Annotated in this window: 9 protein-coding genes; 7 read left to right on the top strand and 2 right to left on the bottom strand. The window is 66.7% G+C overall.

Annotated features, from left to right (window positions below; translation table 11 throughout):
- Positions 1 to 27 precede the first annotated feature (27 nt).
- Positions 28 to 3,537, bottom strand: coding sequence for a discoidin domain-containing protein (locus tag FBY31_RS11750; RefSeq protein WP_160142459.1), 3,510 nt, complete (start codon positions 3,535 to 3,537; stop codon positions 28 to 30).
- Between the two features lie 285 nt (positions 3,538 to 3,822).
- On the opposite strand from FBY31_RS11750, the gene FBY31_RS11745 reads away from it, so the two are divergent.
- From FBY31_RS11745 to FBY31_RS11715, 7 genes are all read left to right on the top strand, one after another.
- Positions 3,823 to 4,410, top strand: a complete 588-nt coding sequence (locus FBY31_RS11745) for a helix-turn-helix domain-containing protein (RefSeq protein ID WP_235013031.1) — start codon at positions 3,823 to 3,825, stop codon at positions 4,408 to 4,410.
- A 318-nt stretch (positions 4,411 to 4,728) separates the two neighbouring features.
- Entirely contained in the window at positions 4,729 to 6,069 is a 1,341-nt protein-coding gene (gene glnT / locus FBY31_RS11740; protein WP_235013030.1) for a type III glutamate--ammonia ligase, read from the top strand.
- Positions 6,070 to 6,127: 58 nt separating this feature from the next.
- Positions 6,128 to 7,036, top strand: coding sequence for a glutamine amidotransferase (locus FBY31_RS11735; RefSeq protein WP_142040937.1), 909 nt, complete (start codon positions 6,128 to 6,130; stop codon positions 7,034 to 7,036).
- Positions 7,024 to 7,749, top strand: coding sequence for a protein glxC (locus tag FBY31_RS11730; protein ID WP_142040934.1), 726 nt, complete (start codon positions 7,024 to 7,026; stop codon positions 7,747 to 7,749). Before FBY31_RS11735 ends, FBY31_RS11730 begins: the two co-directional genes overlap by 13 nt.
- 8 nt (positions 7,750 to 7,757) lie before the next feature.
- The gene (locus tag FBY31_RS11725; RefSeq protein ID WP_200833356.1) at positions 7,758 to 9,164 is read left to right on the top strand and encodes an FMN-binding glutamate synthase family protein; all 1,407 of its coding nucleotides are present in this window, start codon (positions 7,758 to 7,760) and stop codon (positions 9,162 to 9,164) included.
- Complete coding sequence (locus FBY31_RS11720; protein WP_142040932.1) at positions 9,164 to 10,351, top strand: FAD-dependent oxidoreductase; 1,188 nt, start codon at positions 9,164 to 9,166, stop codon at positions 10,349 to 10,351. Before FBY31_RS11725 ends, FBY31_RS11720 begins: the two co-directional genes overlap by 1 nt.
- Positions 10,352 to 10,362: 11 nt before the next feature.
- Positions 10,363 to 11,649 (top strand): allantoate amidohydrolase, encoded by a 1,287-nt coding sequence (locus FBY31_RS11715; protein ID WP_142040929.1) that lies wholly within the window; start codon positions 10,363 to 10,365, stop codon positions 11,647 to 11,649.
- A 71-nt stretch (positions 11,650 to 11,720) separates the two neighbouring features.
- Here the strand turns inward: FBY31_RS11715 and FBY31_RS11710 are convergent, their stop codons facing one another.
- Entirely contained in the window at positions 11,721 to 12,266 is a 546-nt protein-coding gene (locus FBY31_RS11710) for a dihydrofolate reductase family protein (protein WP_142040926.1), read from the bottom strand.
- Positions 12,267 to 12,573 lie beyond the last annotated feature (307 nt).

The following is a 12,573-nucleotide window of genomic DNA, read 5'->3' as shown; positions in this document are numbered from 1 at the left end:
CAAGTGGGGACTTATGCGATGCGTGAACTACTTCGAGGCGAAGTAGTTCACGCATTCCCCTTCAGTGGCGAAGCCCGGTTCCACGTTGGTGGCCCAGCCTCCCCCGGCACAGGCCGCCTTGCCCGTTACAAAAGTCACGGTGTACTCGCGCGTGGTGCCGTTTGGGGCAGTCACCGTGACTGTCGCCGCCGGCCGCTCAGCGGCTGCTTGGGCGATGGCAACTTTCGCCTCCGTATCCAGGGGGTACGCCGCGACCGCCGGTGCCGCCGTCGACGTTGTCAGGACGGTGTAACTGCCTGTTTCGGACGAGAAGCCCACGACCGGTTTCTGGTCCACCAGCAGCCGGCCCAGGTCTGCAAGTCCCGCCTCACCCAGCCGTGTGCCGGCAATGGCCACTTCGGCCACCTTGGTGTAGGAACCGGTGGTGGTCAGGACAACCCTGATGCCGCGGGTGGTGACGGGGTTGAAGGCTACCTTCACCGGAGCAGTGATGCTGAGGCCTGTGGCGGTTCCTGCCGAGGTGTCCTGCCAGGCCCCTGCAGCATCCTCATATTGGACTTTCAGGCTTTGCGCGGCCTTCTCGGCCAGCGTCACACTTACCGAGTTCACTGTGTAATCGCGGCTGAAGCCGTACGTGAGGGTGTCGCCGCCGCGTCCGCCGCTGATCCAGTTCGACCAGCGGGTGGAGGCGTTGCCGTCACAGGTGTTTTTCGCAACGTACGAACCCTCGGTGTAGGTGGCCGCAACCGTGGTGGCGGGATCGTCCTTGCAGATGTTGCTGCTCGGGACGCGGTCCACCACCAGTATGGTCAACAGGGCATCGAGCGGCTTGTCGCCGTCCGCGCCCGTGCCGGCTTTACCGTGAAGGGTGGCTGTTCCAGGCGTTTGCAGCGCTGCCGGGTCGAAGGTGCTCCAGTCCCACGTGACGGCGAGATCGTTCCGCGCTGCTGCCGCCCCCACCTGGCCGGGAACGGTGGCGGGCGCGGCCGCTCTTACTTCGTCCAGCGTTGCACCCGCTCCAACCGTCACAGAGACGGGGTCCGTGGCCGTGTACTTGCCCACCGTTACGGTGGCCTTGGCGTCAGTGAAGGACTGGCCGTAGACGTCGGTGCCTGACCCGGTGATGGTCACGGTGCCGCGTTTCTTCCAGACGGCAGGATCCACAGCGTCCCACTGGACTGCTGCCGGACGCCCTTCGCCCTTGGCATACAACGGGGTGACGGTGGCCGGCAGGGACGGTGCTGTCCCGATGGGTGTGGCCAGTTCTACTGGCTTGGTGCCGAGCAGTTTGAGGTCGGCGAGATCAGTGAAGCCCCAGGCCTGGTGCGGGTTTGCGGTTGCTGTTGCCGTGGTACCGGTGGAGGAGCCCAGGGATACTCCCGTTCCCGCAGCCGTCTGGTTGCCGGAGACCTGCAGGGCAATGGCGGCTCCGGCGTTGACCAGCGACCACTGTTTGCCGTTCTCAGTGGTGACGATCCACTGCGCGGCCGGATCAGACTTGGCCTGCTCCAGGGACATGGTGGCCAGGGATGCGCTGCCAGCCTGGCTGGCGTTGAGTACTCCGCCGTTGCCGGTGAGTACGCGGCCGTCCCTGTTGGTGACCACCCAGCGGCGGTCATTCGCGAACTCGTCGTCGCTGTTCACGGCGTTGAACGTCCACAGCTGCGGGGTGACCTCCGCCGTCGTGCTTCCAAGGTCCTGGATGGCAGCCGTACCGTCAGCCTTGCCGGTGAGGTATTTTCGGCTGGCCTCGCCGGCCAGGTGGTAGCTGTGGCCGTCCTGCACAGGGGCGGCACCGCTGGCCACCCCGCTGACGCCGTCGACGACGAACGTCACCACGGACGCGGCGGGAACCTCCAGCGTCGCTGACTTGGCCGCGGTGTCGACGGCGACCGGCGCACCTTTGACCAGGGCGTTCCGTTCGATGTCGTCCAGCGGTGACTTGGTGGTGACCACCGGGGTGACGGTGGCGCCGGGCGCGATGCTGCCGAAACGGCTCAGGTCGATGGTGACCTTCTCCGCCGTCGGGGTGTCATTGAAGTGCACCAGCGTGGCTCCGTTGCCGTCCGCGTCCAGGGCGCTCGCCGTCTTGGCGTTGTCGTTCTGTACCAGGAAGTCGCCGGGGCGGATGTAATGCGTGAAGTTCCGGGTGGTGTTGTACTTCTGGTTGGTCAGGACCTTGCACTTGGCCGCATCGGCGCTGGCGCCGTCGTTGAGCCGGCGGTTGGAGAAGCCCTCACGGCCCGCGTAGTTGCAGTCAAAATCGACGTAGATGGAGCCCCAGCCCTTGTCCGCCTTTTCCTGCTTGTAGGTGTCCTCCACCGGCTGCCAGAACACCCAGGCATCCGGTTCGAGTTCGCGCAGGTCATTGACCATCCGGCCGGCAATCCCCAGGCCGTTGGTGATGTTGGAGCGGTCCCAGCCGCTGGTGGAGTCGCCGAGCGCCGGGTTGCCGGTCCAGAAGCCACCCACTTCGCTCATCCAGAGCGGCTTGTCCGTGGAGTTTGCGAGGTCGCGGACCCGGCGGCGGTCATTGGTGCCGTACGTGTGGACGTTCAGTTGGGAGACGGCGTCCTTGGCCCGCTGACTGTAGCCGTTCCAGTTGGTCATGAACTTGCTCGGGTCGGTCTCGTCCATCGCGGAGATGGCGGCGTCCGTGGTGGTGCCGTCCTTGCCCAATTCGGCGGCGAGCAGCTTGGTGACGCGGTCCTGCGCCGCCGGGTAGATCAGCGCACCCTCCTGCTTCTGCGTGTACGTGGTGGGCGGCTTGCCGGTGGCGGCGTTGATGTCCGTGCCCCAGTAGCCGGAGTTGGGTTCGTTGAACGGATCGATGGTGTCCACTGTGATGCCGCTGCCGTCTTCGAGGAGTTCGACGGCGTGCTTCATGTAGGCGGCGAACTTGGCTTCCGCCTGGGGCAGCAGGTTTTCCCCCTTGCTGGTGTTGACCTGGCCGGAGACGTAGCCGCTCCTGGTCATGAACCAGGGCGGGGAGTTGCTGAAGGCTTCCCAGTGGGTGATCTGCTGGTCCGCCGCCAGGCGTTCCACCCACCAGCGCTGGTTCTGGTCCGCGTCCGGGTTGTAGGATGCGGGGTCCTCCGGGTCCCACTGGTTGAGGAACGCGAGCTTGTTCGCCTGGGCCGGGTCCACGGACCCGTCCGGGTTGTACAGGTTGGACGGGACTTCGCCGGCGCCGGGTTCGGTGACCGGCTTCCACCAGCCCTCCACCGCGCTGCCGTCGTTGAGGTAGTTGGCGACATCGGACGCATTGCCGCCGCCCACGTTGTAGCGGGCAATGTTGAGGTTAAGCCCGTCCTCGCCGAACACCTTCTGGTAGAGCTCCTCGCGAAGCTCAGGGGAGTAGCCCGCCGTCGCGTTGGCAAACCAGACCAGGCTGGTGCCCCAGCCTTCGAAGGCTTCGCCGCGGCTTGCCGGGTTGGGGGTGATGGTCACCGGGGCGGCATCGGTTGCTGCCACCGGCCCGGCCGGCAGCAGCACCAGGCCGGCTGCTGCCGTGACCGCGGCTGCAAGGGCGGCCACCGGCCTTCGCAGTCTTCGTGGTGGTCGGGGGGAGAACATCATTGTTGTACCTCACAGTCTCAGGGAGCGTTGCTGGCGTCGGCGCCCGCGCCCGCGCCGGAAAGCCGGGGGAGTGGAAAAGCTGCGGCACAGCGAGACTATGGGCGGGAGGCAGCCGCAACAAGGCACTCGAACAGGCTCGTTCGTGTTCGAACAGAGCTGTTCCCAGCTGACGCGGTACGAAGCCGCTCGGGCGTGGCTGGGGTGGCCGTTCGTCACCGCAGGGCGCCACCTATGATGGCTGCTATGACAGACCATGCCCGGGAAGAGGTTGCGGGAAAACTCGAACAGGTGATCGCAACCCAGCTGCGGCGGTACCGCACCTCCCAAGGCCTGTCCTCCGCGGAACTTGCTGCCCGCACCGGGCTCTCCAAAGCGATGATCTCGAAGATTGAAACGGCCAGCACTTCCTGTTCGCTGACCACGCTGCAACGCCTCGCCGACGGGCTCGAGATCCCGGTGACGGCCCTTTTCCGCGGTGCGGACACCGACCGCGACGCCACGTTCACCAAGAACGGCCAGGGCAGCCTCACCGTCCGCAGCGGCACCCAGCACGGGCATGAATACCGCGTGCTGGGTACCTTGAAGGGCCGAACGGATGCGCTGGAGCCAACCCTCGTGACCCTGACGGATGCCTCGGACGTTTTCCCGCTCTTCCAGCACCCGGGGACGGAATTTATCTACATGCTCGCCGGCAGGATGGTCTACGGCCACGGCCAGTACGAATACACCATGGAGCCGGGAGACTCGCTCCTCCTCGATGGCGAGGGCCCGCACGGCCCGCTCGAGCTTCAGGAGCTCCCTATCCGGTTCCTGGCCGTCGCCGCGAAGTAGCCACCTGTGGCGCTGCGCGTCCGGGCAACATCCCACTGGGTGGCCCCAATTCCCCAGGCGCTTCGCCAATAATGCACAGGCGGGCCAGGCGTGGGCCGAATGGGCGCGCCCATGCCTTAGCCCTTGGCGATGACCGGCGCCAGCAAAAGCCGGCCCTGAATCCACCTCGCGAAATCCAGAGTTAACAAATCCTGCGCTCGCTTGAAACAGAAATTTGACTACTGTGGTTCAACAAGGTTTCATAACAAGTAACAGTAAGCGAACAGGACAGTTCAGATGACCAGTCTCGCGACACCTGAAGTTCCAACAGAAGTGCCAGTGCCCGAGAGCACCGGCCGTATTTCCCTTGCGGACATCGCCAAGGCACACGACGTCCGCTTCCTGCTGGCCACCTTCGTGGACATGACGGGCAAGCCCTGCGCGAAGCTGGTCCCGGTGGAAGCCGCCGATGAACTTGAAAACGGTGCCATGGGCTTCGCCGGCTACGCCGCGGGTTTGATGGGCCAGAAGCCGCAGGACCCGGACCTGATCGCCATCCCGGATCTCGCGTCCTTCACGCCGGTGCCCTTCATCAAGGAGGGCCTGGCCATCATCCACTGCGACCCCCACGTTGACGGCAAGCCCTGGCCCTACGCCCCGCGCGTCATCCTGAAAAACACCCTCGCCCGCCTGGCAGAGAAGGGAATGCAGGCAAAGGTGGGTGCCGAAGTCGAATACTTCCTGGTGAAAAAGAACGACGACGGGACGCTGAGTACCGCCGACGACAAGGACGATTCGCCCCGCCCCTGCTACGACGCCCGCGGCGTCACCCGGATGTACGACCACCTCACCTCCATCTCCGATGCGATGAACAGCCTGGGCTGGGGCAACTACGCCAACGACCACGAGGACGCCGCCGGCCAGTTCGAGCAGAACTTCAACTACGCGGACGCCCTCACCACGGCTGACCGGGTGGTGTCCCTCCGCTACATCCTGAACATCCTGGCCGGGCAGCGCGGCATGACCGCCACGTTTATGCCCAAGCCCTTCACCGACCGCACCGGCACGGGCCTGCACTTCCACCTGTCCCTGTGGTCGGGTGCCGAGGCGTTGTTCCCGAGTGAGGGCGCGGACGACGGCGGCCGCGGCCTTGGGCTTTCCGGCCTCGCCTGTTCGTTTATCGCCGGCGTCCTTGAGCATGCCCCGGCACTGCAGGCGTTCCTCGCCCCGACCGTGAACTCCTACAAAAGGACCGGCGCCACCACCAGCTCCTCCGGCGCCACCTGGTCGCCGCGGAAGGCATCCTTCGGCGGGAATGACCGCACGCACATGATCCGGGTGCCGGACAACAAGCGGATCGAGCTGCGCTCCGGAGATGGTTCCGCCAACCCGTACCTCGCCATCGCCACAGCCATTGCCGCCGGGCTGGACGGCGTGGAGAAGTCCCTGGACCCGGGCCAGCCGTCCGGGCCGGGGGAGTCCAAACCCGACGCGCACCTTCTCCCGGCCACCCTGCTCCACGCCGTGGAATCCCTGCGGAAGGACCCCGTCATCCTGGCCAGCCTCAGCGGCGATCCGGCCATCGGCAGCTACTACGCGGACGCCAAGGAAGAGGAATTCCTGAGCTGGCACAACCAGGTCAGCGACTGGGAAATCCGCGCGTATTTGACATCCATCTAACCCGTCGTCCATCTAGCCGTCCCCTATCTGACCCACTCCCCACACGTAAAGGACCACCATGTGCGGAATCGCCGCGCTGCAGCTGCGCAACCCCTCGCTGTATCCCCGGATGGGCAGCCTGCTGTCCTCGATGCTCTGCCAGATCGTGGACCGCGGACCGGACTCCGCCGGCCTCGCCGTCTACAACACCCCCGGCCTGGTTTCCCCCGGGACGTCCACACTGAGCCTCCTCGGCAAGGACCAGGGAATGACGACGGCGGCCATCACCGCAGGCGTCGCCGCGCTCCTTCCCTCTGATGCGGCAGCAGCCGTCAAAGTGGCGGGCGACACCACCCTGGTGAGTGCCGCCGTCGGGACTGACCTGCTGGTGAAAGCAGTCAGCGAAACCCTGCCCGCCGCCACCATCATCGGACGCGGCGAGCACGTCGCCGTGATGAAGAGCGTTGGCCACCCGATGGAGATCGCCGCCGGGCATGGACTCCAAGCCATGGCCGGAAGCCAGGGGCTGTCCCACACCCGGATGGCCACAGAATCCGCTGTCACGGCCGGCGGCTCACATCCCTTCTCAGTGGCCGATGACCTGTGCCTGGTCCACAACGGCTCCTTCTCCAACCACGCCACCGTCCGCCGCGAACTCAAGCGCGAGGGCGTGGTGTTCGATTCGGAGAACGACACCGAAGTGGGCGCCCGTTACGTCGCCTCCCGGCTGAAGCAGGGCGACAACCTCGAGGAAGCACTGGTGAACCTGGGCAAGGTCCTGGACGGCTTCTACACCCTGGTAGTCACAACGGCGGACAGCATGGCCGTGGTCCGCGACCCCATTGCCTGCAAGCCGGCCATCATCGCCGAAACGGACGACTACGTGGCCATGGCCTCCGAATACCGCGCCCTGGCCGGCCTGCCCGGCATCAACAACGCCCGCATCTTTGAACCGGAACCCGGAAAGGTCTACACATGGTCACTCTGACAGCTCCCGAAGCCCCCACCGTTGGTGCTCTGACGGAAACCACCACGGTTGACCTCGCCGTCAGCGCCGTCCGCGAACTGAACCAGGCCATCCACGATGCCGCGGACGGACAGTCCTGGACCGTCACCAACCCCGGCGGCAAGCACAGCCTGGCCGCCGGCATCAACGCGGACATCAAGGTGACCATCGAAGGCCACGCCGGCTACTACGCAGCCGGGATGCACCAGAAAGGCGACGTGGTTATCAACGGCAATGCCGGCGTCGGAATGGCCGAGAACATCATGTCTGGCAGGGTGCACGTCACGGGTGACGCCTCCCAGTCCGCCGCGGCGACCGGACACGGCGGCCTGGTGGTCATCGACGGCAACGCCGGTGCACGGTGCGGAATCTCGATGAAGGGCGTGGACATCGTGGTGGGCGGCAACATCGGCCACATGTCCGCGTTTATGGCCCAGGCCGGCCGGCTGGTGGTGTGCGGCGACGCCGGGGACGCGCTGGGCGACTCCATCTACGAGGCGCGCCTTTACGTCAAGGGCACCGTGGCCTCCCTCGGCGCAGACTGCATCGAAAAGCCGCTGCGCGAAGAGCACCTCGCCGAACTCGCGGAACTGCTGGCCGCTGCCGGCCGCACCGACAACCCGGCCGACTTCAAGCGCTACGGATCAGCCCGGAACCTTTACCACTTCCACGTCGACAACTCGACGTCGTACTAGGAGCCCCCATGACCATCACCTCAGTACCGCTCCCCGCTGAAGCACCAACGGCAGCACCCGCACTGGACCCGGCCGCGCAGCGCCCTCCCGCGCAGAACGTGGCCGAACTGGGGCTGCGCGAGTCCGCCACGTTCGACCGCGCCACCATCGCCGACATCCAGCGCGCCGCCGCCACCGGCGTCTACGACATCCGCGGCTGGGGCGCCAAACGCAAGGTCCCGCACTTCGATGACCTGCTCTTCCTCGGCGCCTCCATGTCCCGCTACCCGCTGGAGGGCTACCGCGAAAAGTGCGATACCGACGTCGTCCTCGGTGACCGGCACGCGTCCAGGCCGCTGCACCTGCAGACCCCGGTGACCATCGCCGGCATGAGCTTCGGCGCCCTGTCCGCCAACGCCAAGGAAGCACTGGGCCGCGGCGCCAGCGAGGTGGGCACTTCCACGACCACGGGCGACGGCGGCATGACCCCTGAGGAGCGCGGCCAGTCCAAGCACCTCGTGTACCAGTACCTGCCGTCCCGGTACGGCATGAACCCGGACGACCTGCGCAAGGCCGATGCCATCGAAATCGTGCTGGGCCAGGGCGCCAAGCCTGGCGGCGGCGGCATGCTTCTCGGCCAGAAAATCACTGAACGCGTGGCCGGAATGCGCACCCTGCCGGTGGGCATCGACCAGCGTTCCGCCAGCCGGCACCCCGACTGGACCGGCCCGGACGACCTGGAAATCAAAATCGGGGAACTCCGCGAAATCACCGACTGGAAGACCCCCGTCTACGTCAAGATCGGCGCCTCCCGGCCGTACTACGACACCGCGCTCGCCGTGAAGTCCGGCGCCGATGTGGTGGTGGTGGACGGTATGCAGGGCGGCACCGCCGCCACGCAGCAGGTATTCATCGAAAACGTCGGCATCCCCACCCTCGCCGCCATTCCGCAGGCCGTGCAGGCGCTTCAGGAACTCGGGGTGCACCGCAAGGTCCAGCTCATCGTTTCCGGCGGCATCCGCACCGGGGCAGACGTGGCAAAGGCGATGGCGTTGGGTGCGGACGCGGTGGCCATCGGCACCGCGGCGTTGATCGCCCTGGGTGACAACGATCCCCGTTACGCCGCCGAATACTCCGCCCTGGGCTCCGCCGCCGGCTTCTACGACGACTTCCAGGACGGCCGCGACCCCGCCGGCATCACCACCCAGGACCCGGAACTCGCCTCCCGGCTGGATCCGGTAGCGGCGGGCAAGCGCCTGGCCAACTACCTCCGCGTCCTCACCATGGAAGCCCAGACCATCGCCCGCGCCTGCGGAAAGTCGCACCTGCACAACCTGGAGCCGGAGGACCTGGTGGCGTTGACCATCGAGGCCTCCGCCATGGCCCGGGTGCCGCTGGCCGGCACCAGCTGGATCCCCGGCCAGGGAAGCTTCTGATGCCTGAAGCCCCTTCCGACTCCTCCGACTATGTGATCGTGGGCGCCGGCCTCGCCGGCGCCGCCACCGCCTGGCAGCTCGCGGCCCGCGGCCATCAGGTCACCCTCCTGGAACGCAGCACGCCAGCAGCGCATGACGGCAGTTCCCACGGCTCCGCCAGAATCTTCCGCTACGCCTACCCGGACCCCTTTTACACCCGGGCCGTCCTGGAGTCGAAGGCACTCTGGGACGGGCTGGCCGCGGCCTCCGGAACCACCCTGATCACTCCCTACGGTGCCGTGGACTACGGCCCGCAACGCAATCCGCGGCTGCTGGCCTCGGTGCTGGGTGGGGAAGGCGTCGAGCATGAACTCCTGTCCGCGGCCGACGCCCGCGCACGCTGGCCGCAGATTGCCTTGGATACCGAGGTCCTCTGGCACCCCGGTGCGGGGGTGATCGACGCGGAAGGTGCCGTCAACGCGATGGTAAGCCTCGCCGTCGGGCACGGCGGGCGGCTGCTGACCGGCTGGGAGCTGCAGAGCGTGGAGCGGACGGGCGCCGGTTACCGGCTGCATTCCTCTGCAGGGGAGACGGTGGACGCCGGCAACGTAGTGATTAGCGCCGGCGGCTGGCTGCCGGGGCTGCTGGGACAGCTGTCCCTTCCGGCCGGTTTCCTGGCCGGGCTCCCCGAGATCACCGTCCGGCAGGAGCAGGCCTTCCACTTCAAGTACAAGAATTACGACGGCGGCGCGGCTTCCGGTGCCATGAGCCCGGAAGCCGCGGGCTGGCCCACCTTCATCCACAAGGCCGCCGACATCCAGGCCTACGGCCTTCCCGGCGGACGCGACGCCGGTTTCGCCGGGCAGAAAGTGGCCGAGTACAACGGGGGGAGGCTAATCCCATCCGCCCGGGAGCAGACCGGTGAAGTGGATCCGGCCAACCGCCGCCGGGTGGTGGACTACGTCCGCCGCTACCTGCCAGGCCTGCACCCGGAACCCTATGCCGAAACCACCTGCCTGTTCACTAACACCCCCAACGAAGACTTCATCATCGACCGCGTGGAGAACCTCACTGTCCTGTCGCCCTGTTCAGGGCACGGCGCCAAGTTCGCGCCGCTGATCGGCCAGTGGGCCGCGGACCTGGCAACCGGTGCCGGGACAGTTCCCGGGCGGTTCCGGATGGCGTCCTCAACAGCTGTGACCACATAGAACGGATACCAGTGAGCCTTTCACAGACAGTACCCACGGCGGAGGCCCTGCCTTCCGCCAGAACCAGCGCATCCACGGTTACCAGCCTGCTTCAGGACATCTCCACCATCGGCAGGGACAAGTCGCGGGGCGGCTACTCGCGGGCGGTGTTCTCCAGCGCCGAAACGGACCTGCGGACCTGGTTTATCGAGCAGGCCGAACGGCGCGGACTCGACGTTTATACCGACCACAACGGCATCATCTGGGCCTGGTGGGACACCTCCGCCGGCACGCGGAGGGACGCCGTTGTGACCGGAAGCCACCTGGACTCTGTTCCGGGCGGTGGCGAGTACGACGGTCCGCTCGGTGTCGCCTCGGCCCTGGTCGCCGTCGACATCCTGAAGGCCCGCGCGCTCCGTCCCCGCAGGCCGCTGGCCATCGCCGTCTTCCCCGAAGAGGAGGGCTCGCGGTTCGGGGTGGCCTGCCTGGGCTCCCGGCTCCTGACCGGTGAACTGGACCCGGACAAGGCACGCCGCTTGAAGGACCCGGACGGCAACACCTATGCGGACGTCTCGGCCGCGAAAGGGCAGGACCCGAAGCTTATCGGCGCCGATTACAAGGCCCTCCAGCAGATGGGCCTGTTTGTGGAACTGCACGTGGAGCAGGGCAGGGGACTGATCGACCTGAACCGGCCCGTGGCCATCGGCTCCTCGATCCTGGGCCACGGCCGCTGGAAGCTGAGCATTTCCGGGCAGGGCAACCACGCCGGGACCACCCTGATGGCGGGCCGCAAGGATCCGATGATCGCCGCGGCCAAGATCATGGTCAGCATCCGCGATACCGCCAGGAAGTACCGGGACGCGCGGGCCACTGTGGGCAGGGTCCAACCCGTTCCGGGCGGAACGAACGTGATCGCCTCCCGGGTGGACCTCTGGATCGACGTCCGCCACCCGGACGACTCCGTCACCGCGGCCCTGGTCGAAGCCATCCGGCTGAACGCCGGGATCTTCGCCGCGGAGGAAGGATGTGCCGTCAGCCTGACAACGGAATCGCTCAGTCCCACAGTGCATTTCGACGGCGGCCTGCGGGACCGGCTGCAGGAACTGCTTCCCGCCGCGCCGGTCCTGGACACCGGGGCCGGGCACGATGCCGGCGTGCTCAGCAGCCACATCCCCACCGCCATGCTGTTCGTCCGGAACCCTACCGGCATTTCGCACTCGCCGGACGAACTGGTGGAGGACTGGGACGCGGAGGAAGGCGCCGTGGCGCTGGCGGACTCCTTGGCGGGGCTGCTCGGCGAGGCCCGCACCGTCGGTTAGGGCCGCCGTCGTGCGCTCCTTATGACTCCCCCCGCAGCGCCAACCCGGGGTTTGGGGCTGCGGGTGTTCCCTTAGTGCCGGACCCGGTAGTTCATGAGCACGCAGCCTCCGCCGAGGACGCGTGACTCCTCGAGTTCGAGGATGGTGCGCCGGGGTTGGGGCGGGAAGAACGGAGCCCCGGACCCCAACAGCACCGGATGCACGTTGAGGCTGATCTGGTCGATGACCCCGGCTTCGAAGAAAGCAGACGCGAGCTCCCCACCGCCCATCAGGCAGATACCCTTGCCCGGCTGCTCCTTGAGCTGCTTGACGAACCCTACGGCGTCGGCGGGGACCAGCTTAACTCCAGCTGGAGGTTCCGTCATGGTGCGGGAGAAGATGTACGTGGCCACGTCTGGAATGCCGGTGCGCTCGTTGCTTGCGGACTCGCCGCCCATGCCCTGGGCTGCGGCGAACTCCCAGGTCTTCCGGCCCATCAGGACGGCATCGACGGTCGACCAGTACTCGGCCATCACCTCCTCCACGTCATGGCTGAAGTGGAGCCAGTCGATGGCGCCGCCGCTGCCGGCGATGTAGCCGTCGAGGCTGCACGCCGCACCGTAGGTCACGGTCCTCATCCGTCATTCCTTTCCCTGCCGTCCCCCCGGAAAAACAGTAGGCGTGGGCAGGCAGGTTTGGCTACAGTGGTCCTCCCGCGCCGCACCGGGACCCCTGATACCCGCCTGACTCCTGCTAGTGGTGGGACTGCTGAAACTGGTGTGTGAATGACTGAAACCATCATTTAACGCACCGGAAACCTAGCCCAAAATCGCCGCCATACAGTTGGAGCACGACGGCAATAGCCATCCTCTGCTGAACGCGGTACCTACCCCGCGTCCCTCCCGACGGAGCGGCTCTGACGGCAATTTACCGTTCTCTCTTCGC

The sequence above is a fragment of the Arthrobacter sp. SLBN-100 genome (assembly GCF_006715305.1).
GTDB lineage: Bacteria > Actinomycetota > Actinomycetes > Actinomycetales > Micrococcaceae > Arthrobacter.
The sequence above is the reverse complement of the archived record's forward strand: the minus strand, read 5'-3'. Positions and strand labels throughout refer to the sequence as shown.

What these genes read in the sequence shown, in the direction of transcription:
- FBY31_RS11735 (WP_142040937.1), top strand. Translation starts at nt 6,128, where the DNA reads ATGTGCGGAATCGCCGCGCTGCAGCTGCGCAACCCCTCGCTGTATCCC.
- FBY31_RS11730 (WP_142040934.1), top strand. Translation starts at nt 7,024, where the DNA reads ATGGTCACTCTGACAGCTCCCGAAGCCCCCACCGTTGGTGCTCTGACG.
- FBY31_RS11710 (WP_142040926.1), bottom strand. Translation starts at nt 12,266, where the DNA reads ATGAGGACCGTGACCTACGGTGCGGCGTGCAGCCTCGACGGCTACATC.
- FBY31_RS11725 (WP_200833356.1), top strand. Translation starts at nt 7,758, where the DNA reads ATGACCATCACCTCAGTACCGCTCCCCGCTGAAGCACCAACGGCAGCA.
- FBY31_RS11745 (WP_235013031.1), top strand. Translation starts at nt 3,823, where the DNA reads ATGACAGACCATGCCCGGGAAGAGGTTGCGGGAAAACTCGAACAGGTG.
- FBY31_RS11720 (WP_142040932.1), top strand. Translation starts at nt 9,164, where the DNA reads ATGCCTGAAGCCCCTTCCGACTCCTCCGACTATGTGATCGTGGGCGCC.